The sequence below is a fragment of the Mucilaginibacter sp. genome (genome assembly GCF_041660805.1).
Lineage (GTDB): Bacteria > Bacteroidota > Bacteroidia > Sphingobacteriales > Sphingobacteriaceae > Mucilaginibacter.
This window is the reverse complement of the sequence record NZ_JBAZVP010000001.1, coordinates 111,538-137,735: the sequence shown is the minus strand read 5'-3', so window position 1 is coordinate 137,735 and position 26,198 is coordinate 111,538. Positions and strand designations below refer to the sequence as shown.

29 protein-coding genes, 1 tRNA gene, 1 other RNA gene and 1 pseudogene are annotated in these 26,198 nt (G+C 41.0%); 17 read left to right on the top strand and 15 right to left on the bottom strand.

The features are described from left to right. Positions 1 to 27 precede the first annotated feature (27 nt). Positions 28 to 495 carry a VOC family protein gene (locus WC743_RS00740; protein WP_373009798.1) on the bottom strand — a complete coding sequence of 156 codons (468 nt, stop codon included), beginning with the start codon at positions 493 to 495 and terminating at the stop codon, positions 28 to 30. A gap of 181 nt (positions 496 to 676) precedes the next feature. On the opposite strand from WC743_RS00740, the gene WC743_RS00735 reads away from it, so the two are divergent. From WC743_RS00735 to WC743_RS00720, 4 genes are all read left to right on the top strand, one after another. Continuing rightward, positions 677 to 799 carry a hypothetical protein gene (locus tag WC743_RS00735; protein ID WP_373009797.1) on the top strand — a complete coding sequence of 41 codons (123 nt, stop codon included), beginning with the start codon at positions 677 to 679 and terminating at the stop codon, positions 797 to 799. A 158-nt stretch (positions 800 to 957) separates the two neighbouring features. After that, positions 958 to 1,617 (top strand): hypothetical protein, encoded by a 660-nt coding sequence (locus WC743_RS00730; RefSeq protein WP_373009796.1) that lies wholly within the window; start codon positions 958 to 960, stop codon positions 1,615 to 1,617. Then, entirely contained in the window at positions 1,601 to 2,320 is a 720-nt protein-coding gene (locus WC743_RS00725) for a PIN domain-containing protein (RefSeq protein ID WP_373009795.1), read from the top strand. The genes WC743_RS00730 and WC743_RS00725 overlap by 17 nt, the downstream gene beginning before the upstream one ends. 17 nt (positions 2,321 to 2,337) lie before the next feature. Beyond that, positions 2,338 to 2,610, top strand: coding sequence for a hypothetical protein (locus WC743_RS00720; protein WP_373009794.1), 273 nt, complete (start codon positions 2,338 to 2,340; stop codon positions 2,608 to 2,610). A 16-nt stretch (positions 2,611 to 2,626) separates the two neighbouring features. Here the strand turns inward: WC743_RS00720 and WC743_RS00715 are convergent, their stop codons facing one another. Further along, positions 2,627 to 3,058, bottom strand: a complete 432-nt coding sequence (locus WC743_RS00715; RefSeq protein ID WP_373009793.1) for a hypothetical protein — start codon at positions 3,056 to 3,058, stop codon at positions 2,627 to 2,629. 204 nt (positions 3,059 to 3,262) lie between these two features. Between WC743_RS00715 and WC743_RS00710 the strand changes: the two genes are divergently transcribed. After that, the gene (locus WC743_RS00710; protein WP_373009792.1) at positions 3,263 to 4,087 is read left to right on the top strand and encodes a hypothetical protein; all 825 of its coding nucleotides are present in this window, start codon (positions 3,263 to 3,265) and stop codon (positions 4,085 to 4,087) included. A gap of 388 nt (positions 4,088 to 4,475) precedes the next feature. Further along, positions 4,476 to 6,407: a glycoside hydrolase family 97 catalytic domain-containing protein gene (locus tag WC743_RS00705; RefSeq protein WP_373009791.1), complete on the top strand. Its 1,932-nt coding sequence runs from the start codon at positions 4,476 to 4,478 to the stop codon at positions 6,405 to 6,407. 153 nt (positions 6,408 to 6,560) lie between these two features. Here WC743_RS00705 and WC743_RS00700 read toward each other — a convergent pair whose 3' ends face one another. From WC743_RS00700 to WC743_RS00690, 3 genes are all read right to left on the bottom strand, one after another. Then, a complete protein-coding gene (locus tag WC743_RS00700; protein WP_373010271.1) occupies positions 6,561 to 6,791 on the bottom strand; it encodes a phage integrase SAM-like domain-containing protein in 231 nt (76 codons plus the stop codon). Beyond that, complete coding sequence (locus WC743_RS00695) at positions 6,725 to 6,871, bottom strand: Arm DNA-binding domain-containing protein (protein ID WP_373009790.1); 147 nt, start codon at positions 6,869 to 6,871, stop codon at positions 6,725 to 6,727. The genes WC743_RS00700 and WC743_RS00695 overlap by 67 nt, the downstream gene beginning before the upstream one ends. A 296-nt stretch (positions 6,872 to 7,167) precedes the next feature. Then, positions 7,168 to 7,241: transfer RNA gene (locus WC743_RS00690), tRNA-Ile, on the bottom strand. A gap of 181 nt (positions 7,242 to 7,422) precedes the next feature. Between WC743_RS00690 and WC743_RS00685 the strand changes: the two genes are divergently transcribed. Genes WC743_RS00685 through WC743_RS00675 form a run of 3 tightly spaced genes read left to right on the top strand, consistent with a single transcriptional unit; the run spans position 7,423 to position 9,011 of the window. Then, a complete protein-coding gene (locus tag WC743_RS00685; protein WP_373009789.1) occupies positions 7,423 to 8,055 on the top strand; it encodes an HAD family hydrolase in 633 nt (210 codons plus the stop codon). 53 nt (positions 8,056 to 8,108) lie between these two features. Next, entirely contained in the window at positions 8,109 to 8,519 is a 411-nt protein-coding gene (locus WC743_RS00680) for a hypothetical protein (RefSeq protein ID WP_373009788.1), read from the top strand. An 18-nt stretch (positions 8,520 to 8,537) separates the two neighbouring features. Next, positions 8,538 to 9,011 (top strand): DinB family protein, encoded by a 474-nt coding sequence (locus WC743_RS00675; protein WP_373009787.1) that lies wholly within the window; start codon positions 8,538 to 8,540, stop codon positions 9,009 to 9,011. Here WC743_RS00675 and WC743_RS00670 read toward each other — a convergent pair. After that, positions 9,008 to 10,204: a proline dehydrogenase family protein gene (locus WC743_RS00670; RefSeq protein ID WP_373009786.1), complete on the bottom strand. Its 1,197-nt coding sequence runs from the start codon at positions 10,202 to 10,204 to the stop codon at positions 9,008 to 9,010. The genes WC743_RS00675 and WC743_RS00670 overlap by 4 nt on opposite strands. Before the next feature lie 142 nt (positions 10,205 to 10,346). Here WC743_RS00670 and WC743_RS00665 point away from each other — a divergent pair, with 142 nt between their 5' ends. From WC743_RS00665 to WC743_RS00655, 3 genes are read left to right on the top strand one after another with little or no spacing between them, the layout of a single operon-like run. Further along, a complete protein-coding gene (locus WC743_RS00665) occupies positions 10,347 to 10,553 on the top strand; it encodes an RNA-binding S4 domain-containing protein (RefSeq protein ID WP_373010270.1) in 207 nt (68 codons plus the stop codon). Position 10,554: 1 nt separating this feature from the next. After that, positions 10,555 to 11,613 (top strand): 3-dehydroquinate synthase, encoded by a 1,059-nt coding sequence (gene aroB, locus WC743_RS00660; RefSeq protein WP_373009785.1) that lies wholly within the window; start codon positions 10,555 to 10,557, stop codon positions 11,611 to 11,613. Between the two features lie 4 nt (positions 11,614 to 11,617). Continuing rightward, entirely contained in the window at positions 11,618 to 12,526 is a 909-nt protein-coding gene (locus WC743_RS00655) for a sterol desaturase family protein (protein WP_373009784.1), read from the top strand. Positions 12,527 to 12,649: 123 nt separating this feature from the next. Here the strand turns inward: WC743_RS00655 and WC743_RS00650 are convergent, their stop codons facing one another. Further along, a complete protein-coding gene (locus WC743_RS00650; RefSeq protein ID WP_373009783.1) occupies positions 12,650 to 13,165 on the bottom strand; it encodes a DinB family protein in 516 nt (171 codons plus the stop codon). Positions 13,166 to 13,275: 110 nt separating this feature from the next. Between WC743_RS00650 and WC743_RS00645 the strand changes: the two genes are divergently transcribed. Then, a complete protein-coding gene (locus WC743_RS00645; protein ID WP_373009782.1) occupies positions 13,276 to 14,832 on the top strand; it encodes a L,D-transpeptidase family protein in 1,557 nt (518 codons plus the stop codon). A 133-nt stretch (positions 14,833 to 14,965) separates the two neighbouring features. On the opposite strand, the gene WC743_RS00640 is transcribed toward WC743_RS00645, so the two are convergent. Together WC743_RS00640 and WC743_RS00635 are read right to left on the bottom strand one after the other, a co-directional pair. Then, complete coding sequence (locus tag WC743_RS00640; RefSeq protein ID WP_373009781.1) at positions 14,966 to 15,760, bottom strand: murein L,D-transpeptidase catalytic domain family protein; 795 nt, start codon at positions 15,758 to 15,760, stop codon at positions 14,966 to 14,968. 201 nt (positions 15,761 to 15,961) lie between these two features. Beyond that, a complete protein-coding gene (locus WC743_RS00635; RefSeq protein WP_373009780.1) occupies positions 15,962 to 16,540 on the bottom strand; it encodes a nitroreductase in 579 nt (192 codons plus the stop codon). A gap of 179 nt (positions 16,541 to 16,719) precedes the next feature. Between WC743_RS00635 and WC743_RS00630 the strand changes: the two genes are divergently transcribed. Next, positions 16,720 to 17,946, top strand: a complete 1,227-nt coding sequence (locus WC743_RS00630; protein ID WP_373009779.1) for a dicarboxylate/amino acid:cation symporter — start codon at positions 16,720 to 16,722, stop codon at positions 17,944 to 17,946. 123 nt (positions 17,947 to 18,069) lie between these two features. Here WC743_RS00630 and WC743_RS00625 read toward each other — a convergent pair whose 3' ends face one another. After that, positions 18,070 to 20,502, bottom strand: a complete 2,433-nt coding sequence (locus WC743_RS00625; protein WP_373009778.1) for a thiamine pyrophosphate-dependent enzyme — start codon at positions 20,500 to 20,502, stop codon at positions 18,070 to 18,072. Positions 20,503 to 20,638: 136 nt separating this feature from the next. On the opposite strand from WC743_RS00625, the gene WC743_RS00620 reads away from it, so the two are divergent. The 3 genes from WC743_RS00620 to ssrA all read left to right on the top strand — a co-directional run bounded on the left by WC743_RS00620 (position 20,639) and on the right by ssrA (position 22,894). After that, the gene (locus tag WC743_RS00620) at positions 20,639 to 21,040 is read left to right on the top strand and encodes a DUF1573 domain-containing protein (protein WP_373009777.1); all 402 of its coding nucleotides are present in this window, start codon (positions 20,639 to 20,641) and stop codon (positions 21,038 to 21,040) included. Positions 21,041 to 21,188: 148 nt separating this feature from the next. Beyond that, positions 21,189 to 22,415 (top strand): pyridoxal phosphate-dependent aminotransferase, encoded by a 1,227-nt coding sequence (locus WC743_RS00615; RefSeq protein ID WP_373009776.1) that lies wholly within the window; start codon positions 21,189 to 21,191, stop codon positions 22,413 to 22,415. Between the two features lie 108 nt (positions 22,416 to 22,523). Then, positions 22,524 to 22,894: a transfer-messenger RNA gene (gene ssrA / locus WC743_RS00610) on the top strand. Between the two features lie 722 nt (positions 22,895 to 23,616). On the opposite strand, the pseudogene WC743_RS00605 reads toward ssrA, so the two are convergent. From WC743_RS00605 to WC743_RS00585, 5 genes and pseudogenes are all read right to left on the bottom strand, one after another. Continuing rightward, positions 23,617 to 24,405, bottom strand: a pseudogene (locus WC743_RS00605) (recombinase family protein); the annotation flags it as partial. Continuing rightward, the gene (locus WC743_RS00600) at positions 24,389 to 24,589 is read right to left on the bottom strand and encodes a hypothetical protein (RefSeq protein ID WP_373009775.1); all 201 of its coding nucleotides are present in this window, start codon (positions 24,587 to 24,589) and stop codon (positions 24,389 to 24,391) included. The pseudogene WC743_RS00605 and the gene WC743_RS00600, both read right to left, overlap by 17 nt. 231 nt (positions 24,590 to 24,820) lie before the next feature. Beyond that, on the bottom strand, positions 24,821 to 25,099 hold the full coding sequence (locus WC743_RS00595) for a hypothetical protein (protein WP_256539465.1): 279 nt from the start codon (positions 25,097 to 25,099) through the stop codon (positions 24,821 to 24,823). Between the two features lie 56 nt (positions 25,100 to 25,155). Beyond that, positions 25,156 to 25,614, bottom strand: coding sequence for a PH domain-containing protein (locus WC743_RS00590; protein WP_373009774.1), 459 nt, complete (start codon positions 25,612 to 25,614; stop codon positions 25,156 to 25,158). Then, positions 25,598 to 26,194, bottom strand: coding sequence for a hypothetical protein (locus WC743_RS00585; RefSeq protein WP_373009773.1), 597 nt, complete (start codon positions 26,192 to 26,194; stop codon positions 25,598 to 25,600). Before WC743_RS00585 ends, WC743_RS00590 begins: the two co-directional genes overlap by 17 nt. Between the last annotated feature and the right edge of the window lie 4 nt (positions 26,195 to 26,198).

Below are 26,198 nucleotides of genomic sequence, written 5' to 3'. Positions count from 1 at the left end.
AACCTGCTGAGACGGAACATTCACTACTCATTTATTTCCGAGTTGTTCTGCCAACCCGATGAGAAGCCCTTCCGTTCCGCGAATGTAGCAGAGCCGATACGAGTCCCCGTACTGAACCACTTCGCCAACGAGCTGAGCGCCATGCTTGCTGAGCCTGGATACCATCTCGTCAATGTTTTCAACAGTAAACATGACGCGCAGGTAGCCGAGCGCGTTCACAGGCGCATTACGGTGATCTGAGATAGTAGGCGGTGTAATAAATCGCGAAAGCTCGAGCCGGCTGTGGCCGTCAGGGGTAACCATCATCGCAATCTCCACGTTCTGAGAACCCAGTCCGGTAACACGCCCGGCCCATTCACCTTCAACTGTGCCTCGCCCTTCGAGCTTCAGGCCTATCTCCGTGAAAAAAGAGATGGCGTCATCGAGTGATTCTACAACGATGCCAACATTGTCCATTCTTAGTAATTTGCTTTTTGCCATAGTTTTTATCTCCATATGTATACAATTTATTAGCTTAAAGTGTTACAAATTCATTTTTTATATTTTGTAGCGTACAGGTTAAAAGAATGAAAGGATTCTTTATAGAAGCATAAAAAACCTTCTTATGATTTCTCACCTGACTGTTAAATTGAAGACTGGCTCATTAAACTAGGGAGCAATAGGTGCACTTGCCCAAATGCGTACAGCCATCCAATTACCCATTGCCGTTGCGGGAGCTTTAATGCCCGATGCGCACAAGGGTTACGGCCTGCCTATTGGCGGCGTTTTGAACAGCTCAAAAAAACTTTTCCAAAACTAAAAGAAGAAACCTTGCAGGCGGGCTTTGATTTCCTTGCGGATGCTGCGTTAATGCCTGACCCTAAAGATTTACAGCGATTTAGCTGAATTTTAATAATTTGTCAGGCTAAGGAAGAGCGCCGAATTTAAATACCTTTGTTTAAATCGAAATTCAATATAATGGAAGTTTTTCAAAGCATAAAAGTACTATTACCCAATAGCAAGGCCGGAGATTTTAAATCTGAGGTAATCAAGAAAGCGGCCACCATAGGATGGGCTAATAAAGTCGAATTTGAGCGTGATTATTCAAAAAACACAATGAATGACGATGTGGTGTTATGCATTGAAACACCAGAATTGCATTTAGGAAGTAAAGTTTTAAAAGCTTATCTATGGATGAGAAGTGATGACAATTTATTTGAGATCTTCAATATCATACCCATAAAAACGAGAGTGCTATCGTATGCGGAATACAATTTCATCCTTGGCGAATTTTATCGGCTCGTAATAAAAGAGGTGACACGGCAAATGGGCATTGATGCGGTTATTACCAGTCCTGAAAAATTGATGCAAGACATTGTCGGCGATGATATCTATACCTTGCTATACCGATTTTCGAAAAGTGCCAACAAGTCAACCGGGAACACAAACCCGCACGATTTTGCACGTTGGAGCGATTTTGTGATTGCGATCTTTAGAAATAAAATTGAACTAAGCGCAGATGAATTGGTCAGATGGTTGGAAGAAGACGAGAATTGGGATAATGATATGGCCTGGAAATTAGGTTTGGATTTTGAATATGCTTTACAAATCTTGGACAAGTATGAGCAGTCTCAGTAAAACACCCATCTCAGCCGAGGATTTTATCCAAACTGTCTTTACACCCGATCCCAAACCGATTTTCTTTTGGGATTCTTGCTCGTTATTAGATCTGTTGCGTCTGCCATACCGCAAGGGTACGTTAAGCACCTTGAAATCCTATATTGCCATCAAAGTCCTTATGGATAGTTCGACGATTTATTCAGTTTTTAGCGAATTAAGTATAAGAGAATGGAATGATCATTTCCAAAAAACAATAGACGAAACCAATTACAGTTTAAATTTGACTTCCGATTATCATGGCCATAGTATTGACATGATCAATCATATTTTTTCCACCGGTTTGGCATCGGAGCATATTGGTAACAAGGGGCTAGTAAATGAATTTGAAAGCATTGCAGACGGGATTTTAGATAATAGTATATTTCTAAACACCGAAAAAATAGCTAATGCTGCGCTAAACAGGGTTGCCGCCAAGTCACCGCCTTCGAAGAAAAAACCTGAGTTTAAAGATTGTGCGATCTGGGAAACTGTATTAGACCTCGCCGCAACGATACAACCTTCCGGAAAAAAGGTTGTCTTTTTTACCGTCAATACGGAGGATTACGTTGATAAAAGCCGTGCCCCGCAGTTGGTTATTCATAGCAATATCATGTCAGAGGCCGTAACTTTTGGAATAAATGTTGAATTAACATGTGAAGCGGCACATTTAGTTATCATTTAACAACAACCTAAATAATTATGAAGATCGAAGTTTTTTCCATAGAAAAGCAACCTACAGGAGTTGATGCCTATGAACTCAGTGCTAACAATCGTTCATTGATTGATGCAGCTTTTCAAATACAAAATGTGCATTTAAGCCATTTGACAACAACTGAACCTGTCAACGAACAAGTTACAATCAACGTTTTTCATGATGCTTCCGGCCTTATCCGTTGGGCATTCAGCGGAAATCCAAGCGAACAAGCACAAGAGGCAGTAAGGGAAGCCATGAAAAAGCCGAACAAGCTGTAGCCGTTATCAGTATCAATTAATTTAAGTTGACCGACTTCAAATTATTCAAAAGCCGTTCAAACTTTTTGCTTTCTCGGTTACTACGGTTGAATTCGCGGTAGTAGCCGAGCAGGCTGTCCATGGTTTCGGCACATTGACGGGTGCGGTCCAGGTCAAAGTGGCCGTCCGAAATGTAGTCTTTATCAGCGGGATTGCTGTTGATGTACCAAAACAACAGCTTTAAATCTCCCTCCGCAATGCGGGGGCCTTCTAATCTGTTAATACCTACACTATTTTCATATACCACGAAGTTGATATAATCAAAACGCATTAGCATACGGCCGCCTTTGCTTTTTCGGAACTCCTTTTTGCCTTTCTTTCTATCGATTGCATCAGTAGTTTCAATCCACCCCTGTTTCAGTATTAATGCTTCCAGCTCTTGGTCGCATTGATAAATTTTCTCTTCCATAATATCGTTTTATCAAAGATAACAAGGCTATATTTGGTATCCTACCGTTGTTGAAAACGTAACTTACTTTTGTAATAATTTAGCTTATGGTTGGTGTTATCACCGCACCATATTTGCAACCATTCGTTCTATATGCCGCCACGTTATCCAAAATCCGCAAGGTTATTTATATTCACAAAATATTTACCAACCTTTTCACCATTAATGAGAAAGCTGTTTACATTGATTACCCTATTTATAATGGCGCAAAACGCAACAGCACAAAAAAATGAGCTGAGACAGATTGCTGATAGCATTAGTGCAGAGGGGGAAATGCTTTATCATTACGAATGGGCATCGGGTCATAGTACACAGATTTTCACCTCCAATTTCGGCGGGAAGAAACTTCTATCTGGTGGATACTTTTCTTATGAAACTAAAAAAGGAATGACCACTATCTTTTTTTCTAAAAATGAGGATCCAGTAGTATTAGCGACAGTTAAGTTCGATCATGGTTTAGACTCGTCTAAATACAGTATAGACACTACAACAAGAAAATTTACCGAAAATGAAAAAGAGTTCTATACCATCCGGTCAAAAGCTGCACAGGCTGTTTTAAACGACACGCTTTTTAAATCTTATCAACATACCAGTTTAAATCTTGTTCCTATTGTAAAAAATGGGGCAAAAAGAGTATATATCATCACTGCGCAAACCGCACCGGATGAAGTATTATTAGGAAATGATTACCTGATCAATTTCGATAAAGACAATGATATAATTAAAAGAACAAAGCTTCATAACAATCTTATCCCCCTGGGAACTGGCGGTAAAGATGCGATAAAAGCATCCTCACACCAACATTTAGGCGAAACAAGTCCTTTTATAACCGCGACAGATATTTGTGCCTTTAAATTATGGAAGTCAAAGACCACTTGGGTAATTAGTTTCGTTGTCTCAGCCGGGTATGTATCTGCATGGCACTTTCGCGATGAATTTTTAGAAATTCTAACCCAAGCCGAATGGGGAAAAATAATGAAAAACAAATAGCATAACTATTCATGCCTTCTAAATCTGCCGCGTGTGTCCAAATTTTGTATGGGTGTTTCTACTAATTAGCCATTCCCAGACTGTTTTTTTGATGGACATTGTAACTCCTTTCTTATCTATACTCAAAAATCAAGTTCACTATTACAATCGAAATGTTAGCTGTAAATGGCCATTCAGGCCCTTTTCAACAATATTCTGAAGTGTCGAAATCCGTACATCTTATCAAATATTATTACTTGAATTGTTTGGCTTTAAAGCATGGTAATAATAATATCCATTGATACACTCTTATTGTCCATTTTTTTATAATAATAGTTATTTTAAATTAAGCCGTTGTACCAGACCAGGCACATCCTGAATAATGATGTCCCGTATTTATAATCAACCAATGAAAAAAAGATCTGTTTATTACGCTTTAAGCTTTATAGCGCTTGAAGTATTTTTTTTAACCGCGAATTGCCTTGCCCAAACAAAAGCACTCTACGTGCAATCCGAAGATCAACTGAATAAAATTACCTTATCGTTAACCGGCGATGGGAAACTATCTTATAACGTAACCCGGAGAAATAAAACAATAATTGCCAACTCCCCTCTTGGCCTGAACTGCGATGATCAGGATTTCACATCCGGATTATCAGTTGTTAAAATTTCGCCCGTTCAGAAAAAAAGGGAACAATATGAGTTAAAGGTAGCCAATAATAAAAGTGTAGACCATGTTTTAATACACAAGAGTATAACTTTTAAAAATGCACAGGGGGCATTGATGATACTTGACCTGGTTGCCGGAAAAGAAGGCGTGGCCTTTCGTTACCGGTTTCTGGATGGCGACAAGAAAATGCGCGTGATAAAAGATGAACTTACAGGTTTTCATATAGCGCAAAATGCAAAAGGCTGGCTGGAGCCGTACAATAAGGCGGGCAAGTATGAACCGGGGTACGAAGATTTTTACGTCAATGTAAATTCGGGCGACCCTATCGTTGGCTCACGTAATCCTTCTGTGGGTTGGTGTATGCCTGCTCTTTTCAACGTAAATGATAACAAAAGCTGGGTGCTGATCGCCGAGTCTGGAACAGATGGTTCATACCCCGGCTGTCATTTAAAGCCGGATTCTAAAGGTGGCATCTATCAAATTGCATTTGCCGAAAAAGACGAGAAATATACTCTTCCATTAGCCGATAAAGAACATGCTTATCCCGAGTCAACCCTGCCATGGGTTATGCCATGGCGGACTATTATTATAGGCGATGCGGCCGGAGATATATTACTATCAACCTTGATCACCGATCTGGCGCCTGCTTCAAAAATTGAAGACGCTTCGTGGATAGAGTCTGGTAAAGCTGCATGGTCATGGTGGTCGCACCCGGACGATCATTCGCCCAAAATTTATGATGAGTTTACAGATCTTTCGGCCGCATTTGGTTTTAAATATACGTTGTTTGATGCCGGCTGGGAAAAAGCCAACAGGGAAGGCAAGATCATTGACCATGCCATAGCTAAAGGGGTACAACCATTGGTTTGGGGTTATTCATCAGAATATTTTGATCCCGAAACAAGGAAAGCACGATTCAGGCAGCTGGCCGAAATGGGGGTTAAAGGGGTTAAAATAGATTTTTGGTGCTCAGACAGGCAGGAAGTATTAGCAGCTATACAATCGGTTTTTGAAGATGCTGCTAAAGAGCATTTATTGGTAAACCTTCACGGCACTACCGTTCCGAGGGGCTGGCACCGTACCTGGCCAAATTATATGACAGCCGAAGCCATATTGGGAACAGAGAGCTATTTTTATGAGCCGAGATTTCCCGATAAAGCTGCAGAACAAAACACGGTGTTGCCTTTTACCAGGAATGTGGCAGGCCCTGCCGACTATACACCTTTTGCATTAACCATGAGGAAGTTCCCGCGCGTAAATACAGCAGTGCATGAGCTTGCTATGGCTATGATCTACACATCCGGCATTATTCATTTTGCAGATTCAAAAGAAGTATTTGATTCGCTTCCTGCTCAGGTTAAGAATTTGCTGAAAGAGATGCCTGCCACCTGGGATAAAACTGAATATATTATAGCTGAGCCAGGGAAGTCGATAGTACTTTCCAGGCAAAAAGGCGCACTTCATTATATTGTGGGTATAAATGGCACCAATAATAAGCTGCCCGTTAGCCTTGATCTTAAAAAATTAGGCAAAGGCTTTTCTAAGTTCAGACTCATATCAGAAGGAAAAGATCAGTTAATGGAATTTAACGTACAAACAGCCCCTATCGGTTCCAGTTGGCCATATACACTGGCTCCTAAAGGCGGCTTTATTATTCAATTTATTAAATAAGCACATATATCCGTACATTCGGTAAGAGCCGGGTTATAAATTGGTTTATCGACGATGAAACTCTCTTTTATTTTTTTCATACTTCTATTCACTTTCGTTGTAACCGGAAGATCTCAGACAAAAGAGGCTGATGTCAGGAATGGACAAGTTGTTTTAAATTTCAGCCGCCAATTCCTTTTCAGATAACTGCTCGCGATTAACTTTCAGAATCTTCAACTTGTAAGTTGCAAAAGGGTCGTTGGTGATCCATTGTAGATTCAGTGCAAGATTTACCATTTTTTTAAGCCGGATGATATGTTTCATCCCCCCGTTATTATTTAATGGCTGCTGATGATCTTTAGGTTTAAAGCAATGTAAACACGTTGACGGTTTACGGTCACGCAGGCATAGATAGGTTCTTTTCCGTCTTTCGCTTTGTCCGGACGGGTTGTAAAATGAATACCAAATGACTGTGATGTTTGCATAAAACTTAATTGTTAAGTTTAAATGTTTCATACTTCATCCCGTTTTTAGGTAACACAACAGGTAACAAAAACACAATAAAAATTGGCTATAAAGAATCAACTTTTAACGTTGTAATAATCTGTATTTCAGTTCATTGAAGCGATTTGTGTTACCTAAGTTAAAAACAAAAAACAGGTAGTCGGATAGGTAACGAGAACTTTGGCTTTAGGAAGGGTTATTCAAGGTATAATTTATGAAAAAACCCCCTAAATCAGCGATTTAAGGGGTTTTTTAGGTGTAGAGATTGTCTACTTTGTGCGCCCACCTGGGCTCGAACCAGGGACCAAAAGATTATGAGTCTTCTACTCTAACCAACTGAGCTATAGGCGCTGAAAATATTTACTATTTTCGAGATTGCAAATATGTAAAATTGAAGCCGGAATTACAAAAATGATTTCATTTTTTAAAACAAGCGCATAACAGCCTGTTTTATAGCTGCTTTATTTTTTATCTGCTTAAAGGAAATTATCTGTGCCGGCATTTTTACATATTTGCCATATATAATTATCCAATGCAAAACATTAAAAACGTCATATTCGATTACGGTAACGTAATATTTAGTATCGATTTCCGCAAAGCGCAAGAGGCTTTTAAGCAATTGGGCATTGCTGATACCGAAGATTTCTTCGGTCATCGCCAACAGGACCAAATTTTTGACAAGTTTGACCGTGGAGAGGTAACCGAACATGAGTTTAGGGCTTACGTAAAGGAAAAGATAGGCAACCCCGCCGTAACCGACCAGCAAATAACCGACGCCTGGAATAGTTTACTGTTAGGTATTGCCCCCGGCAATCACGAGTTGTTATTGAAGTTCAAGGCCAAATACCGCACTTTTTTGCTGAGCAATATTAACGCTATCCATTATACCTACATCATGAATTACTTAAAAACCGATTTCGGTTTTGATGATAATGAACACCTTTTTGAGCGCACCTATTACTCTCACCTGGTTGGCAAACGCAAGCCGGAAATTGATTTTTTTGAAAAGGTATTAAAAGAGAACGATCTTAAACCCGAGGAAACCTTGTTTATTGACGATAGTCCGCAGCATTTGGAGGCGGCCAAAACCCTGGGCATACAAACCTTCTTAATGACCGCGCCCGATACCATTGCCGCATTTGCCGAAAGGGAACATCTGGTTTAGTAAAAAAATAAATGTATCTTACATTTAAATACCAACCAAAAAATCACAGGTTTATGAATCGCGCAAGTATTTTAATTGTATTACTGTTTGCTTTAATAAGCACATCTTGTGTAAAACCGTCAAATAAGAATAAGATCTTCGCCGGTTTTGACCCATCCTCAAAACAATATAAGCAAGAGTTAGCCAGGCAGGTAACCGGTAAAAACGCCCGGGATATGACCTTCATCTTTAATCAATTGGTAAAGATAGAGGGCAGGGATTACCTGGATATCAGCATCAGTGCAAAAGATATGCAAGCGCGGGGATTTGTTTTAGTTAACAACTGGGCCAAGCTGGAGGGGCTAAAACGCACCTGGGGCAAGGGCTATGGCGGCGCTGAGCTCAGAAATTTAAAACTCGAAATTGATAATTCAACAACCGGACCAACCTTAATTTATAAAGATCTTGAAAAAATAGTGGATTAATTTTTGCTGTCGTTTCAAATGGATAACACATTACTACATCAATACCAATTTATACTTGGGTCGCGCGAAGCGCTGTTTAATTACTGCGAAAGGATTAGCACAGATAAGCTTTTAACGCCATTAGCATCATTTAATAATGAGAGCATGATCACCCAAATGATGCATGTGGCCAATTGCTATGTTTTTTGGCTGGCACATTACGCCATGCAGGATCAACGCCCATTTTTCAGGAATAAAGATCAACATGACCTTTATGCTGTAAAACAAGCCTTTGAGCAGGTGAATATATTAGTAAATGATTTTTTACACCTTTTTAGCGCTGTGCTGGATGTACCCGTTACCCTTCCCCGGAAAGGCGATATGGTAACCACTACCCCGCTACAAGTTTTCACCCATGTAACCACGCATGAATTTCATCATAAAGGGCAGGTGGTAAGCATGAGCAGGCAACTCGGCTACATACCTGTAGATACTGATGTAATAACTTATTAATTTGCCCTTCGCTTCTTTTCTTTTACTATAAGGCTCAGCTCACGGCTCATTTGCCCGGCAATGGCTGTGTTTTCCTGCGCGCGCCTAAACAGGTATGGCAATACCGCTTTTATTGGCCCGTAAGGCACATATTTGGCCACATTGTACTTAGCATTGGCCAGGTTAAAGCTCAGGTTATCGCTCATTCCCAGCAATTGCGAAAAATACACATGCGGGTTTTTGTGGTTAATATTTTTCTTATCCAATAAGTCGGCCAGTAAACGGCAGCTATCTTCGTTATGCGTACCGGCAACAAAGGCTATCTGGTCTACATGGTCGGCACAAAAAACAAGGGCGTCGTTATAGTCGCGGTCTGTTGCTGCCTTATCCGGCTGTATAGGCGATGGGTAGGCCCTTTCTTCGGCACGTTTACGTTCTTTTTCCATGTAGGCGCCGCGTACAATTTTAGCACCTAACAAAAACTGCTCATCCTCGGCTATGCTGTAATCTGTTATTAAAGATGCCAGCTTATCATGGCGGTATAGCTGGTAAGTATTATAAACTATGGCTTTTTCTTTATTAAAAAAACGCATCATGTTTAAGGCAAGGTTGTCAATGGTTTTTTGGATCCAGCTTTCCTCGGCGTCAATCATCACCGGTACACCTTCAGAATGTGCCATTTCGCAAATAGCTAACACCCTGTCCTGTACCCGTTGCCATTCCATTTGCTCATCCACATTTAATTTCAATCCCTCATCCAGTTTTTCTAATAATGAAAAGCGGCCAACCCCGGTCACTTTAAAAACAGTAAGCGGGATGGCTTTACCCTGCGATGCACGTTCAATAGTGCGGATGATCTCGTTGCGGGTGTTATCAAAAACAGTTTCGTCATCCTCTCCCTCAATAGAATAATCTAATATTGTGCCCACACCTCCATCTGCCAGGTTTCTGATGGTCTGGTTGCATTCGGCAATGGTTTCGCCGCCGCAAAAGTGTTTAAATATGGTAGCTTTTATAAGCCCTTTAATGGGCACGCCTATTTTTATGGCAAAATTGGTTATCGGCGGACCAATCTTTACTAAAAAGTTTACATTAATAACCCTGAACAGCCAATAGGCCCGGTTAAGATCAGTGTTAGTAGAATGGCGGAAAGCGATCTCGGTATTTTCGAATGATAATTTATCTTGTTGACTCATGTGTATATTTTCGTTCATAGTTCAAGTTGATGGTTAACAGCAGAAATGTATTACTTATAAAATGCTATAATCATGTGCCATGAACTATTAACTCTGTGAAGCGTGCAAAATTATAAAATGATAACTCATTAATTCCATGAATAGTTTATTTTTGCCACCCATGATTGAATTTAAGGTAACAGGCGACTATATACCAATGATACAACTGCTTAAAGCGGCTGGTTTGGTACAAACCGGTGGCGAAGCGCAAATAGTAGTTGAACACGGCGAAGTAATATATAATGGCCAGGTAGATTACCGCAAACGCCTGAAAGTAAAACAAGGCGATGTTGTTGAATTCAGGGGTCAGCAGATCAAAGTAATATAATATGGATACGATACAGAGCAATAATTACCCCATATATTTTGACAACAGCATTACCGAACTGGTTAATTTTGTTAAAAAAGGAAATTACTCAAGGGTTTTTATTTTAACGGATGAGAATACAGGCGAGCATTGCCTGCCATTGGTAAAGGCACAGTTAGATGTGCTGGATAATTTCGACATTATTGAAGTAAACGCCGGTGAAGAAAGCAAAACCATTGATTTTTGTATCGGCATATGGAAAATGCTGATTGACTTTGGTGCCGACCGCAGCTGCCTGATGATAAATTTAGGTGGAGGTGTTATTACAGATATGGGCGGTTTTGTGGCCTCAACTTATAAAAGAGGGATTGATTTTGTGCACATGCCTACTACCCTGTTATCACAGGTGGATGCATCTGTTGGCGGTAAAACCGGAGTTGATGTTGATGGTATAAAAAATATTATCGGCACTTTTACGCAGCCTAAAGCTGTGTTTATGGTTGATGAATTCCTGAAAACACTTCCTTCAAGGCAAATCTTGTCTGGCCTGGCAGAGATGCTTAAACACGGCCTGATATGTGATGCCGCATATTGGAACAAGCTAAAAACAAGTGACCTTACCGTTCCTGCTCCCGAGCTGGTACATCGTTCTGTAGAAATAAAAAATGAGGTAGTTATTGAGGACCCGAATGAAAAAGGCATCCGCAAATCATTAAACTTTGGCCATACCGTTGGCCATGCAGTTGAAACCTATTCTTTATTGAATGATGACGACCACCTGAGCCATGGCGAGGCTATAGCCATAGGTATGATCTGTGAGGCCTGGTTATCAAATAAAAAAATTGGTTTACCTGATGCAGAGCTTGCAGAAATAACCAGTGTGCTAAGTAGTTTATATCCAAAACATTTAATAGAGGATAGTTGTCATAAGGTATTATACGGACTAATGCAGAAAGACAAAAAAAATCAAAACGGCCTGATCAACTGTACCTTATTGACACACATTGGGCAATACAGTATTGATAATATCTGCACGGAGGACGAACTTTGTGATAGTTTAAGATATTACGCAACATTGTAAAAAAATGCCCCGGTTAGATGTACGTAACGAAGCTGTAGTAGTACTGGTAGGTTTGTTAGTACTGCTTACCCTGGTAGAGATGTGGTTAAGCTACCGCGAAAACCGCCACTATTATGAAAAGCGCGATACCCTTACCAATATCTATTTAACCACGCTTGCCTTTTTCCTTAACCTGGCTGTTAACGGCAGCGCGTTTTTCATCTTAAGTTTTGCCTATCAGTACCGGTTATTCCATATTAGTAATGTGGTTGTTTACTGGTTTGTGCTGGTTGTTACGCAAGATTTTTTGTACTGGGTGCTGCACTACACCGGGCATTATTGCCGCATGTTTTGGGCCATGCATGTAACGCACCATTCATCAGAGCATTTTAACTTTACTACAGGTTTCCGCTCCACTGTATTTGAGCCTTTATACCGCACCTTCTTTTACCTGCCCTTAACCTTAATGGGCTTTACTCCGCTTGATGTTTTATATGCTTACCTGGTAACCCAATTGTACGGCAACCTTGTACACACACAATATCAAATACCGCTTCCAAAATGGTACGCGCTTATATTTGTTACGCCATCTCACCACAGGGTGCACCATGCATCAAACATCCCCTATCTGGATAAAAACATGGGCATGGTATTGATACTTTGGGACAGGATGTTTGGCACCTTTTATGAAGAAGACCCTGCCGAGCCTGTAAAATACGGCCTTACTCACCAACCAGAAGATACAGGCCCTGTAAATATCCTCTTCCATGAGTGGAAAGCCCTGCTGCATGATGTTAAGCACGCGCCCGGCATCAGCAATAAAATTAAGTACTTTATTAAGCCACCCGGCTGGAGCCACGATGGCAGCACGCAAACAGCAAGGGCAATGCAGCGTGAGTATAAGGCGATGCATGGTTATGAAAATGGCGTATAAAACAGTGTAACACTTAAAACGGCAATTAGGATAATACAGAAGTAAGTCGGGTAAAAACGTAATATTTTTCGTCTCTCAACGCAGGTAACCGAATTACTAAACCCTTACAGCAGTTCACATATTTTATTTATTCCTCAATACCTTCACCGTTACAATCAACTGCCCCAAATGCCGCATGGTATGCTCTGCGCTATGCACATACAGGCCCAATACGGTTGAGGGTAATTGCGCACGGCCTACCCCTCTAAAATCAGTTAATACCCCCTCTTCGGTACCACGCAGTTGCGTTATTGCATTATCAACCTGATTATTAAAATTACTTACTAATTCAATTGTAGTGTATGTTTTATTGGTCGGTTTGCCTTCTGCAGTCAAATAATTTAACTGTTCTTTGGTTAAAGGCTCTGCACGGGCATAAGTATAAAGCCTGTCTAAAACGCCGGTTAAATGCTGCAAATGAAAGCCCGGCGATGCCATTCCGGCAACTTTTTCCCATAGTAATTCATCCGGGAAACCATTCATTAATTCATCCAATTCCTCCCGGGCCTGCAATAAAGCATGCGCAACTGGTTGTAACAAAGCGGGTGTGCCTTTTAAAGGGCCACGAAGCCATACTTCGGGCAGGGTACTTTTAGCCATAATCAAATATAACCGATCTGGTACCTCAACCGTATCAGAATAAGGTAATTACTTTCCATTTTGGGTTTGTGGTATAGCTATTGCTATTATCGTTTAAACTGATATTATAAATGACACGTCCCCATATTAAACAAGTTGCATTGCCGGTGCTCTTTTTCCTTTTTTGCGTGCTTACACTTACTATCCAAAGCTGTAAAAAAAAGCGGTCGGACCTGGGTAAACAACTTTACCTAAAAACACAAAATAAGGTCTTTAAAGATGCCACTCCCGAAGGCCTCGCCGAAGTATTTAAAAAAGTACTGAGTGAAGAGAAAGCCAGGATAAATAATCCGAAACTGATCAACGCTTTTTACGAGCATAATAACTATGACCCGGTTTTTGTAATGGACCACATCTTTAACGGTGATGTTGACCTTACGGCTAACTATTTTGAAAAAGCCAATGAGCATGGGCTTGATCCTAAAATGTTTAAAGCAGATCAGATTAAGGCCCTCGTTGATAAATTCCAGGATAAAAAAGCTATCAAAAACCTTGATGAAGCTTACCGTGATATAGCCGAACTGGAAATATTAACCGCCAATTCGTTAATTAACTACTCAAACGCCCTGCAATACGGAATTTTGAGCCCGCGGAAAATTTACGCCCGTTACTATACCGCAACCAAACGCCCGGATAGCTCAAGCATGTCAAAGATCTTTCATATAAAAAACATGAAATCGTACCTGGATAGCATTCAGCCTAAAGACCCGCAATACCTGATGCTGCAAAGAGCATTGGCTGGCGGTGGCCAGGCAAAAGGTATAAGTAAGGAAGAAACCATGCGTTATATAGTGGTTAACATGGAACGTTTAAGGTGGAAGAACAAACCGGGAGAGCCTGAATACATTATTGTTAATATCCCCGATTACCGTTTAGATGTAATGCAAAATGGCAAATCTATCCTCAACATGAAAGTTGTGGTAGGCGAGGGCAGAAATATGGATAATGCCAACACCCTGGCCGTATATGATGAAAGCGACAAAAAAGACCGTCCTTTCAGCCGTGAAACACCGCAGCTTAACAGCATGATACACAGCGTACAGGTAAACCCGGTTTGGAACATACCGCAAAGTATTGCCAGTAAAGAAATTATGGTAGAAGCCGCTGAAGACCCTTATTATCTATCAAACAAAAATATTGATGTTTACGAAAACGGCAAAAAGGTAGAGGACCCCGAAACAATAGATTGGGCTACCGCATCAAAAGACAAATATGAATTTAAGCAACGCCCCGGCGATGATAACTCTTTAGGAAAGATCAAATTCCTGTTTAATAACCGCAGTAGTGTTTACCTGCATGATACCCCTGCAAAAAACGGGTTTAATCAAAAAATGCGTGCTTTAAGTCATGGTTGTGTACGCCTAAGCGACCCGCAGGCTTTAGCCAAAGCAATATTTGGCGAAGGTGCTACTTATGATAAAATTGCCAAGGCTATGAGCGAAGATAACCCTGAGCCGACTACCATAGATGTGCCCAAAAAAATGCCGGTATATATTACCTACATAACCTGCTGGGCAGACAGTACAGGTACATTGCAATATCGCCCTGATGTTTACGGATTAGATGTTATATTATATCAACACCTCCAAAAATTTTTGGCCACAAATGATCAGTTGGCAGCATTGTAATTAATCATAGAAAAAAGTTAATAAACAAAGATTTTTAGAAATAATTAGAGAAAAATTGTGATTTTTCGTGATCAAAAAAAGAGCCCGGTATCAGAATTGACACCGGGCTCTTTATATATAGTTTATTTTTGTTTTACAGTTTGGCTACGCTTGTGCTATCCGTATGAAGGGTATCAGCACCCAGGGCTAAGTAATTGGCAGGCGCTGTATCATCTAAAAGCTTCGACATGTAGTTACTGTCGTTACCGTTAATGTACAAAACAGTTTTGCCCTTAATGGTATTAATAACCTGATTTGATACCTCCGGCGACACTGCAGGGCAACCAAAACTACGGCCTAAACGGCCTATCTGGTTAATAGTGTTCTGGCATACATAATCTGCAGCGTGAATAACAATACAGCGTGCACGCGCAGCGCTGTTAATGCCGCTATCCAGGCCATCTAAACGTAACGAACGGCCATGTTTACCTACATAAACATCATCAGTAAGGTAAAAACCCAAACTGCTTTGGTGCGAATCGTTGTTGTTTGAAAAACGATTAGCCATATCATCACCACTACCCTGCCCGTGTGCAACCCAGGTATTGAGTATCAGGCTTTTATTCATCATATCAATTATCCACATACGTTTTTCACGGCTCGATTTTGTAAAATCTACCACGGTAATAACGTTGCTGTTAGCGGGTAATTTATTAGCCAGTTTAAGGTTCATATAACCTGTAACGGCTTTTTGGAATACATTAACATCCAAACCTGTTTGCTGTAAATTAGCGGTTTGGTATATATCAGACACGTATTGTGCAAAAAACTCCTTTGCAGTTAATGTCTTTGTAATTGTAGATTTTGTTGCGCTTACCGGTCTCCAACTGATAACCGTAATAGAAAATAAAAATAAAGCGCCAATAATCCACCACAAGTGTTTTCTCATAAATACTGGGTTTAATATTTTAGTTTAAAATGGGTAACAACCTAACTAATGATATATTATTAGTTAATCTTGTAAAGACAAATATACGCAAAAAAGGCAAATATATTGTCACACCAGTCTAATTACGCACTTCAATGAAAATTATTTTCAATAAAGTTAATATTAACCAGTTATTTAAGAAAGAAATTTATCAGAAATTAACTACTTCTGCCAGGTGATCTTTTCCGCTATCGGAGTATTCCTTTTGCCTTCGGGCTGCTGGTCGGTGTAGCCTAAATACAAAACACCTAATACCTGATCCTCAGCCCCTAAACCAAAATGTTCGGCAAATGCAGGTTTCAAAGCCATGCCGCCTGTACTCCAGAATGCGCCTATATTTAAAGCTGTAGCACCTAATAAAAGGTTTTGCACCGCGCATGAAGCAGAAATTACTTCTTCAAATACCGGTATCTTAGGCAGGTCGCCACGTTTCATGATGGCTATTACCACATGAGATGCATTGTTGCCCTGGTTAGTTAGGTTAGTATAAGTTGTTGGATTAAAGCTTTCGCCGGGATTAGCCTGCTTATAAATTTCGGCATGCTGAGCACAAAATTCGGTTGGGGTTTCAAACACAATAAAACGCCAAGGCTCGGTTAAACCATGTGTTGGTGCCCAGTCTGCCAGTTCTAATATAGAAGCGATATGCCCGTTTGGTATTTTATTACCATTCATGGTTGATGGCTTAATAGTACGACGGGTTTTTATGTTGTTTGCTATTGCTGAAAAAGTAGTATCCATAATTATTAAATATATAGCCTGTGTAAGGCATCCGCAAAAATAGAGAAATAAGTTACATGAATGCGGCGGAAAGGAAAATCTTACAAAATTTACACCTACGGCCACGCTTAGTTAACCAGGGATGAATATTATTAATTAACTTCCCCGGTGAATCGTTTTATAACACATCAGCTAAATAAATGAGTAACTGGATAAAGAATTATAGCGGAATGATATGGCTCATAACGGGCATTATTGCCGGCACCCTTGCGGGCATACTGCTGGGCAAACGTGCCGAGATATTGAAACCTATAGGCGATATCTTCCTGAACTTACTTTTTGTTGCTGTTATACCCTTAGTATTCTTCGCGATTGCGTCGGCTATCGGCAACATGCAGAGTTCGCAAAAGTTGAGCCGCATTATGGGCGTGATGTCGGCAGTTTTTTTGGTAACGATCATTGCTGCAGCTTTGCTGACGATCTTCGCTTTGTGGCTGTTCCCTGTCGGACAAAGTGCTTTTACCTCTGGCGCTTTGCCTGCGGATGCGGGTAAGAAACTATCGGGCGATGAGATAACCCAACTCTTTACCACCAGCGAGTTTTTCAACCTGTTATCGCGTAAGAATATGCTGGCCATGATCATCTTTGCCATACTGGTGGGCTTTGGCGCACTTAAGGCCGGCGAAAAAGGAAAAGCCTTCACCCAGTTTTTAAACGCCGGTAACGAAGTATTTAAGCAAGTGTTCGGCATTATTATGAAGGCAGGGCCTATTGGGCTTGGCGCTTACTTTGCTTACCAGGTAGCCGTGTTCGGCCCCTCCCTGTTTGGTACCTACGCTCACATATTAGGCATCGGTTATGGTGTCAGCCTATTTTATTATGCGGTATTTTACAGCTTATATGCCTTTATTGCGGGCGGTGTTAAAGGCATCAAAAGATACTGGGAAAATAATATCATACCATCGGCAACGGCAGTAGGTACCTGCAGCAGTATCGCCACTATCCCCGCCAACCTTGATGCTGCCAAAAAAATGGGGATCTCTGATGTAATTGCCGGGATAACCATACCGCTCTTTGGCACTTTGCATAAGGATGGCTCGAGTATCTCTTCCATACTAAAAATGGCAGTGGTTTTTGCCATGTTCGGCAAAGGCTTTGACAGCGCCGAGATTATCATCATTGCCCTGGGCATGACCATTCTGGTAAGTATTGTTGAAGGCGGGATACCTAACGGTGGCTATGTTGGGGAGCTGCTTTTTATATCGGCCTATGGCTTCCCTCCTGAAGCGTTGCCCCCGGCCATCATCATCGGCACCTTAATTGACCCGGTAGCCACACTGTTAAACGCAACCGGCGATACCGCAGCAGCAATGCTTGTTAACAGGTTCGCAGGAGAAAAGCAAGTTAAAGAGTTAAGCGGGCAGTAAGAAGCTATCGCCTATCCAAATGTCCACACTTATGTAATAAGCGTTTAGCTTAATTGAAATTTAATCGTTTGCTTATTAAACAAACAGCTTTGACAATTTTTAAAAATTGTCAAAGCTGATGATCTAATATATCGCCGGATATTTGCCCGGGTTTGCCTCGTTCATCATTTTGTAAACCGTTTCAATCACATCATCTAACGATGGTTTGCTAAAGTAGTCGCCGTCTGACCCATAAGGTGGCCGGTGCTCGGCAGCGCAAAGTGTTTTTGGTTGCGCATCTAATGAATAATATCCATTTTGTGCTTCTATTACCTTTTGCAGAATATAAGCTGAGCCTCCACCGGGGATATCCTCATCAATCACTAAAAGCTTATTCGTTTTTTGTAAAGATCTGCCACAAATATTCTCCGTGTCAAAAGGATATAGGGTTTGTGGGTCTATAACCTCTATATAGATGCCCATTTTCTCCAGCTCTTCAGCTGCTTCCATCACAATGCGCAGGGTTGAGCCATAGGTAATAATAGTTACATCGGTACCTTCTCTTAATATTTCGGCTTTGCCTAATGGTACGGTAAATTCGCCCACATTGGCAGGCAATTTTTCTTTTAGACGATAACCGTTAAGGCATTCAATAACAAGCGCGGGCTCATCGCCACGTAACAGGGTATTGTACATACCGGCAGCCTGTGTCATATCGCGCGGAACACAAACATGAATACCACGCATCGAGTTCAGGATCAAACCAAGTGGTGAACCAGAATGCCAGATCCCCTCTAAACGGTGGCCACGGGTACGCACTATCAGCGGTGCTTTTTGTCCGCCTCGTGTACGGTAGCTTAAGCTGGCCAAATCATCACTTAAAACAGTGATAGAGTATAATAGATAATCTAAATATTGAATTTCGGCAATGGGCCTGAAACCTCGCATAGCAAGGCCCATGCCCTGTCCAACAATAGTGGCCTCGCGGATGCCGGTATCGGTGATCCGCAGATCAGAATATTTATTTTGCAAACCGGCAAAGCCCTGGTTCACATCGCCAATTGAACCTACATCCTCGCCAAAGGCAACAATGCTTTTATCGCGCTCAAAGTTGGCATCAAAGCAGGCGTTTAATACTTCCCGGCCATCCAAAATACGGGCGTCATCAGCATATTCTGCTGCTACAACCGGCACATATAATGGCGATTGCGGTGTATCACTAAATAATTTGGAATTAAAACGCTCTTTATTTTTTACGTTCTCTTCATTCAACCAATTCACCAGTGCCTCTCTTTCACCTGTATTTTCGCCAATGGTTAAGCGTAATGCTTTACGCACATAAGCAATGGTATCCCTCCTTCCGGGATCAACACAAGCATGCAGCAATGAAATTATAGATTGAAGGCCTTCTTTGTGTGCTGATTGCTGCGACATCTGGTTTATCAGCTCAACAGCTATAGCCATTTCAGCTTTAATTTCGTTCTCCAGTTCATTCCAGGCCTCACGCTGGCATTCACGAACATATTTTTTCGCGTTGCTTTCAAGCAGATCCATCTCTTCGGCGCTAATAATAGCCGATTGGATCATCCATTTACGCATCTGCACCAGACAATCATGCTCATCTTCCCAGGTTAGTCTGTCTTTTGATTTATAACGCTCATGTGAGCCCGATGTAGAATGGCCTTGCGGTTGGGTCATTTCGGTAACATGTATCAGTACGGGCACATGTTCATCCCGACAAATTTTTATAGCACGTTCGTAAGTTTCGCAAAGGGCAACATAATCCCATCCGCGTACTTTAAATATTTCATAACCATTAGTTCCCTTATCACGCTGGAAACCTTTTAATATTTCAGATATATCTTCTTTTGTGGTTTGCAGCTTTGCGGGTACTGATATGGCGTAAGCATCATCCCAAATAGAAATAGCCATTGGCACCTGTAATACACCGGCAGCGTTAAAGGCTTCAAAAAACAATCCTTCGGATGTTGAACCATTGCCTATTGTACCAAATGCAACCTCATTACCATTTATCGAAAAATTCTTTAAATATTCCAGCTCTTTATTCTGGCGATACAATTTTGATGCATAAGCAAGCCCTAACAAACGGGGCATATGCCCGCCTGTGGTAGAGATATCTGCAGCGCAGTTCATGGTTTCGGCCTGGTTTACCCAACTACCGTCGGCATTTACATAACGCGTTGCATAGTGGCAATTCATTTGCCTGCCGGCAGATGCCGGATCCTTTTCAATATCAGGATTAGCATACAGCTGCGCAAAAAACTCCTTTAAGTTGCTCATACCGGTAGCAAACATAAAAGTCTGGTCGCGGTAGTAACCTGCGCGCCAGTCGCCTTTACGAAATGCTTTGGCCATAGCCAGTTGGGCCACTTCTTTACCATCTCCAAAAATGCCAAACTTGGCTTTTCCGGTTAGTACTTCGCGTCGTCCAATAATACTGGCCTGCCGGCTTTCAAAGCCAACACGATAATCATTTATCACAATTTCCCTGAAATCGTCAAAACTGAGTTCGGCAGCATTTGATGTGTCGCCATTGCGTAATACAGTTTCGGGCATACAAAATTTTGTTTAGGCGGTAAAATTATAAAATTCTATTTTGTTTTCGGTATTGGTTAATGTAAACATATAGTTTTTACATTAGTTTTGAATATACATTAAACCTTTTATATTTGTATTAATCAAACAGGTAACCATGAAAAAACTAATATTACTTTGCACCATTATTTTAGGTTTTGCTTTTAGTGCATCGGCACAGGATGACCAAAAAGCTGAATTTAAATTTAATGAAGAAAAGCACGATTTTGGTAAAATACCACAAGGAACACCGGTAACAACTGTTTTTGAATTTACTAACGTTGGACAGGAACCACTTATTTTAACCGAAGTAAGACCTACCTGTGGTTGTACCATTGCTGATTATACCAAAACCCCTGTTTTAAAGGGTGCTAAAGGAACAATCAAAATTACTTACAACGCGGCTGTAGTATCAGCATTTAATAAAACCATTGTAGTAACATCAAATGCTAAAACACCTACAAAATACTTAAATATTGTAGGCGAGGTTGTTGCAAAACCGGCTGTAGCCAGTAGATAAACGCTCACCCCGTCCTTCTTTTAAAGTAGGAAATAAGAATTTCAAGGCATCGGTTTTACCGATGCCTTTTTTGTGCCTATATTTTAAGTAACATTATCTATACGATGGCAGGTTTGGAGGGGGCTGTTATTTTTTACTAATTTTGCATATGCCAAAGATTTCACAAAAAGGGCAACGGATGCCTGCATCTCCTATCCGTAAACTAACACCATTTGCTGACAAGGCTAAGCTTGAGGGTAAAAAAGTTTACCATCTTAATATTGGCCAGCCAGATATTGAAACGCCCGAAGGCATGCTGAATGCCATCAAGAATATCAGCTTTAAAGTTTGGGCCTATACCCCATCTGAAGGTACTTTAAGCTATCGTTTAAAACTTACTGAATACTATAATAAGCTTGGATACGATATTGGGCCCGAAAATATTATTGTTACCACCGGCGGATCTGAAGCCATAACCATTGGCATGATGGCCTGCCTTGACCCGGGCGACGAGGTAATTATTCCTGAGCCTTTTTATGCTAACTACAATGGTTTTGCTAACCAAAGCGATATTGTAGTTAAGCCAATATTATCATACATAGATAACGGCTTTGCCCTGCCTCCTATCAGCGAGTTTGAAAAGCTGATCACTCCAAAAACAAAGGCTATAATTATATGTAACCCTAATAACCCTACAGGTTATCTGTACTCGCAGCAAGAACTGGATGCCTTAAAAGCATTGGTATTAAAATACGATCTGTACTTATTCTCTGACGAGGCATACCGCGAATTTTGTTATGATGGGCGTACATTCATATCGCCAATGCATTTGGCTGGGCTGGATGAAAATGTGATTGTGATGGATACTGTGAGTAAGCGTTACAGCGCATGCGGCGCCCGTTTAGGCTGCCTGATAACCAAAAACAAAGCTGTACTGGCCGCCGGGTTAAAATTTGCGCAGGCAAGATTATCTGCAGGTATGGTTGAGCAGATTGCAGGTGAAGCCGCGGTTGATACACCCGATGAATATTTTGAAACCGTTAATAAAGAATACACTAAACGACGCAATACTTTAGTAAGTGCGCTTAATAAGATTGACGGCGTTTACTGCCCTAACCCAGGTGGCGCATTTTACGTTGTGGCCAAATTCCCGATAGATAATGCCGACAAGTTTTGCCAATGGATGCTGGAAAGTTTTAGCTACGAGAACCAAACAGTTATGATGGCACCCGCCACAGGTTTTTATAGCACACCAGGCGCTGGTTTTAATGAAGTACGCATGGCCTACGTATTAAATAACGACGACCTTAACAAAGCAATGATTTGTTTGGCAGAAGGGTTGAAAGTGTATCCGGGCCGTACAGTTGACAGTGTACAGTTTGCAGAAGGCAGATAAAGCCTTTGGCAGGGAATTTGTTAACCTATAAACTGGATACTCCAAACTAAAAATCGTACCTTTGTATTATCTGCAAACTGGTAACTAAAAACTGCCAAATCAAAAAATGGGGTCGACCGGAATTGACAGGATGGAGATAAATAAGTAAGCATGCAGCGCGTTGGGTGAATTAGCGCTTAAATCTGAACGCTCAAACTTACAAATGGCGAAAATAACTACGCCTTAGCTGCCTAATTTAGAATTAGCATAGCTTTTGTCCCGCCGGTTTTCTGTTCTGTTGGATCGGCAACCGGGGCATCGAAAAACGGAAATAGCCTGCTTAAAGGTGTGGTAAGCAAGCGAAACAAAGCACCTAAGGATTAAGGTACAGGTAAGCGGTTAACCTTCCATAATCCCTACAATTAAATAACAGCTAAGCATGTAGAAAGCTTATCTTATACCATGTTTGGACGAGGGTTCGAATCCCTCCGGCTCCACCCGAAGGGATAATCGTCAGATTATCCCTTTTTTTTTCAATCTCAAGCAGTCCTTTCTGTTTCATTATCAGGCAGTTATGATCCAATCCGGGGAGCATAGACGGTGTTCGATAGATACCATTTTGGTAGTACAAATTGCTGTCGAACACGGTGGAAACCAATGCGCGTTTTTTAATTGTATCCGATAATTCATAAATACCCTTCATGTCATTAAGTTTGTGGATATGGTCCTGGAACAATTTAAATCCTTCAGACATATTTATGCTCAATCGTTCAATGATGGCCCGTAGGGTGAATATTTCGCCATTGTAAGTTGATGACCAACGTTCATAGGTGTCACGACCAATTTCGTTACTAATCCACTTTTCCTCCAATGCATAAAGCTTCTCCTGTACCCGCTCCAAATCTCCCTTTTTTTGCTTAGCGGCCTCCTGATTCTCTCGAAATTTATTGTTCAAAGAGGCTTCTGCGCTTTCTTTAATAAACCGGATGTCATTCATTGGCAAACTCATGAGTTCGTAAATTTGAAGAAGTTGATCATGTGCCTTTACGGCGCTGAGATTAAGGTGCTTGGAAAACTTACATTTATAATAATAGTACCAATGATTTTTTCTGTTTCGGGATGGGGCTCCGGTCAAAGGCTGACCACAGTGGCATTTTAACACACCTCTCAGTGGAATTTCATCATCAAGAGTTTTTTTACTTCTGTCCGGTTTTTCCATTTTTTTCTGAACGGTGTCCCAGGTCAACTTATCGATAATAGGTTCATGTCTTGCCGGAAAAATTCCACCGGGGTACTCCTTAAACGGTTTTACCTTAACCAAACCCGCATAGGCAGGGTTTGAAAGGACCCGTTCAATTGCCATATTGCCTTTGCGATTGAAGCCCATTTCAAATACTTGTTCCTTTATGATGTTTAAAGGAACATTCCGAAGAAAATTCTGAAAAATAAAGAGTACGACTTTAGCCTGTTCCTCTACGATTTCCAGTGTCCGCTCTTTACCTTCACCAACTTTTTTGTAACCGAATGGTGGAAGATTACTTAAAAACCTACCCTCTTTCGCACGGGCGGTGTAATTACCCCCACGAATTTTTATACTTCGATTAATATTATCCTCTTCAGCAAGTAAGAGCTGAAGGCCAGTTCGGAAGTAACTACCGGGCGTATCATAATCAAAAATAATTCCCTCCGTAACGCTCACAATTTGGATACTGTATTTACGCTGAAGCTTTTTGACAAGGGTCATGGCTTCACCGGCATCGCGGCTGAATCTATCCAATTGATCGACAATCAAATAATCCACATCCTTCTGATGTTTATTTATAAATTGCGTTAATTTATTAAAATCGGGACGATCAAACGTTTTTGCACTATGCCCCCGGTCGATAAATGTATCAACTAATAAAATTCCATTATATTCAATATATTGGTCAGTGTAAAGTTCCTGACGCTCAATTGATCCATTACTTTGTCCAAGATTACTGAATCTCAGGTATCTAATTGCTCGTTTCATACAAATCTCTTAGTGTTGCCTCAACTATTATTTCTGCTATTAAATTTAGCAATTTTAACTTTCTTTCCCTATCATTCTCAGAATTATTTTCACTTATTTGTTCATCGAGTGACAATTTCGGGAACTTCTTTTTTTTTACCTCATTGTTTTGTGTGGTTGATTTTTTGACTGTTTTATTGGCCATAAAAATGGTATTAAAGTTCGGACCGCAATGCTGACCTTTAATTTCATTGCGGAAAAGTGATTTTTCACTAACAAAAAAATCCCTGCCGGAAACGACAGGGACTATATTTATGTGAACTGTAAAAAATAAAAGTCCCCAACACTCGCTGCCGGGGACTTTCAACCTAAACCTTATCACAATTGCGCAGCAGGGTTGCCGGCTTTTAAGATGTTGCCAAATTAATAATTAAATTTAATAATGCCTGTTGTACGCGGTGTTACGACTATAATCAATAAACCTGCGCCGGTACTCCCGCTCTTCATTTAACCTTTTATAAAGAACGTTACACCTCCATGCACAGGCACCGCAAGCTATGAAAGCAACTGCCAGGCAGGTTAATGTTTCCTTCCTCGCCTCCGCCTTTTGAGCATCAGTCATTTTATCCCTGGTATGTTTCCTTCCAACAGCCCCGAAAAAGGCGAACGTTGAAATGATACAGGCTAATAAGATATTACGGACAATGGCTTTCATGACATTAATTTATTAATTAAAATTACTAATTGGATTAGTAATTTACAAGCGTTTAATCAATTTAATTCGTAAATATTGTTGTTTTTACGGGCCGCCAAAACCCTTTGGCGAATGGTATCAAGTATCCCGGATTCCGGGATACCCTCAAAGCGGATAACTTTGTTTTCTTCATCCGTGCTTTTTAAGGTCAGGTACATCAGCTTAAACATTTGTAAAATAAAAGGCTGTGTAATAATATAATCCTTCACCCGAAACATCTCTACCTGGTCAATGCGTTTAAAGAATATCCCCTTAGTGATCAGGATATACTCTGCGCTAACCAAATATTTAAAACTACGAATATAAAGCAGCCGGTACCAGGCCACGCCGCATATGGCAAGGCTAAACAAAATAAAATAAGGCGAGAGGTACCAGGCCAGCAGGAGAAACGTCAGGGCCAGCATGACCAGCGGAAGCACTTTGAAAAAAGCGTACAGCATGGCCGGCCTTAATAGAATATCATCGTTCTGCGTCATGTTTTAATTGGTCTAAAAAGGTTAATGATCGGGCCGGTTTGCCGGTTCGGAAACGCGGACGAATACCGAAGGCATCCTGGAAGGCATGAAGTGAAATCTGCTCCTGATTGAAAACCCTTAACTGCTGATCACGGTAAACATGAATTTCGTTGTCCTTATAGCGTATCCGAATCGGGATATTCTTAATTGCGGCTGCTAATTTGATATCGGTGATATGCCCGACCAGGTCTTTGCCGAAAACCAGGGTAACTGTCCGCACAGGAAAATTCTGCCTGATCCAATCCCCCTGTTCTACATGCAGCCTGTTGCCGATAGCCACAAATGCCAGTGCCTCCAGCCGTGGAAAACGATGGCGGTTAAGCGTGATAAACGCCATCGCTTCCATAACTGAATAAGTAATGATCAAATGGGTTGCATTAGGCAGCCCGGCAACCCAGAGATTTTGGGTGGAGGGCACAATATGAAAACCTGAACCATAACGTTCAAACTGATCACCGTAACTAAAGGAAAGATTGGCCGCTCCATCAAAAAAGGTTTGAATTTCCGAAGGAATGCCCAGCCCTGTTAAAAGATGATTCATTGTC

Excerpts from the sequence above, each read along its gene's own strand:
- WC743_RS00675 (WP_373009787.1), top strand. The coding sequence starts at position 8,538 with ATGGATAACACATTACTACATCAATACCAATTTATACTTGGGTCGCGC.
- aroB (WP_373009785.1), top strand. The coding sequence starts at position 10,555 with ATGGATACGATACAGAGCAATAATTACCCCATATATTTTGACAACAGC.
- WC743_RS00695 (WP_373009790.1), bottom strand. The coding sequence starts at position 6,871 with ATGCAAACATCACAGTCATTTGGTATTCATTTTACAACCCGTCCGGAC.
- WC743_RS00635 (WP_373009780.1), bottom strand. The coding sequence starts at position 16,540 with ATGGATACTACTTTTTCAGCAATAGCAAACAACATAAAAACCCGTCGT.
- WC743_RS00600 (WP_373009775.1), bottom strand. The coding sequence starts at position 24,589 with ATGGCCAATAAAACAGTCAAAAAATCAACCACACAAAACAATGAGGTA.
- WC743_RS00645 (WP_373009782.1), top strand. The coding sequence starts at position 13,276 with ATGACACGTCCCCATATTAAACAAGTTGCATTGCCGGTGCTCTTTTTC.
- WC743_RS00590 (WP_373009774.1), bottom strand. The coding sequence starts at position 25,614 with ATGACGCAGAACGATGATATTCTATTAAGGCCGGCCATGCTGTACGCT.
- WC743_RS00585 (WP_373009773.1), bottom strand. The coding sequence starts at position 26,194 with ATGAATCATCTTTTAACAGGGCTGGGCATTCCTTCGGAAATTCAAACC.
- WC743_RS00735 (WP_373009797.1), top strand. The coding sequence starts at position 677 with ATGCGTACAGCCATCCAATTACCCATTGCCGTTGCGGGAGCTTTAATG.
- WC743_RS00685 (WP_373009789.1), top strand. The coding sequence starts at position 7,423 with ATGCAAAACATTAAAAACGTCATATTCGATTACGGTAACGTAATATTT.
- WC743_RS00710 (WP_373009792.1), top strand. The coding sequence starts at position 3,263 with ATGAGAAAGCTGTTTACATTGATTACCCTATTTATAATGGCGCAAAAC.
- WC743_RS00650 (WP_373009783.1), bottom strand. The coding sequence starts at position 13,165 with ATGGCTAAAAGTACCCTGCCCGAAGTATGGCTTCGTGGCCCTTTAAAA.
- WC743_RS00655 (WP_373009784.1), top strand. The coding sequence starts at position 11,618 with ATGCCCCGGTTAGATGTACGTAACGAAGCTGTAGTAGTACTGGTAGGT.
- WC743_RS00680 (WP_373009788.1), top strand. The coding sequence starts at position 8,109 with ATGAATCGCGCAAGTATTTTAATTGTATTACTGTTTGCTTTAATAAGC.
- WC743_RS00630 (WP_373009779.1), top strand. The coding sequence starts at position 16,720 with ATGAGTAACTGGATAAAGAATTATAGCGGAATGATATGGCTCATAACG.
- WC743_RS00625 (WP_373009778.1), bottom strand. The coding sequence starts at position 20,502 with ATGCCCGAAACTGTATTACGCAATGGCGACACATCAAATGCTGCCGAA.
- WC743_RS00715 (WP_373009793.1), bottom strand. The coding sequence starts at position 3,058 with ATGGAAGAGAAAATTTATCAATGCGACCAAGAGCTGGAAGCATTAATA.
- WC743_RS00725 (WP_373009795.1), top strand. The coding sequence starts at position 1,601 with ATGAGCAGTCTCAGTAAAACACCCATCTCAGCCGAGGATTTTATCCAA.
- WC743_RS00665 (WP_373010270.1), top strand. The coding sequence starts at position 10,347 with ATGATTGAATTTAAGGTAACAGGCGACTATATACCAATGATACAACTG.
- WC743_RS00730 (WP_373009796.1), top strand. The coding sequence starts at position 958 with ATGGAAGTTTTTCAAAGCATAAAAGTACTATTACCCAATAGCAAGGCC.
- WC743_RS00640 (WP_373009781.1), bottom strand. The coding sequence starts at position 15,760 with ATGAGAAAACACTTGTGGTGGATTATTGGCGCTTTATTTTTATTTTCT.
- WC743_RS00720 (WP_373009794.1), top strand. The coding sequence starts at position 2,338 with ATGAAGATCGAAGTTTTTTCCATAGAAAAGCAACCTACAGGAGTTGAT.
- WC743_RS00595 (WP_256539465.1), bottom strand. The coding sequence starts at position 25,099 with ATGAAAGCCATTGTCCGTAATATCTTATTAGCCTGTATCATTTCAACG.
- WC743_RS00620 (WP_373009777.1), top strand. The coding sequence starts at position 20,639 with ATGAAAAAACTAATATTACTTTGCACCATTATTTTAGGTTTTGCTTTT.
- WC743_RS00740 (WP_373009798.1), bottom strand. The coding sequence starts at position 495 with ATGGAGATAAAAACTATGGCAAAAAGCAAATTACTAAGAATGGACAAT.
- WC743_RS00615 (WP_373009776.1), top strand. The coding sequence starts at position 21,189 with ATGCCAAAGATTTCACAAAAAGGGCAACGGATGCCTGCATCTCCTATC.
- WC743_RS00670 (WP_373009786.1), bottom strand. The coding sequence starts at position 10,204 with ATGAACGAAAATATACACATGAGTCAACAAGATAAATTATCATTCGAA.
- WC743_RS00705 (WP_373009791.1), top strand. The coding sequence starts at position 4,476 with ATGAAAAAAAGATCTGTTTATTACGCTTTAAGCTTTATAGCGCTTGAA.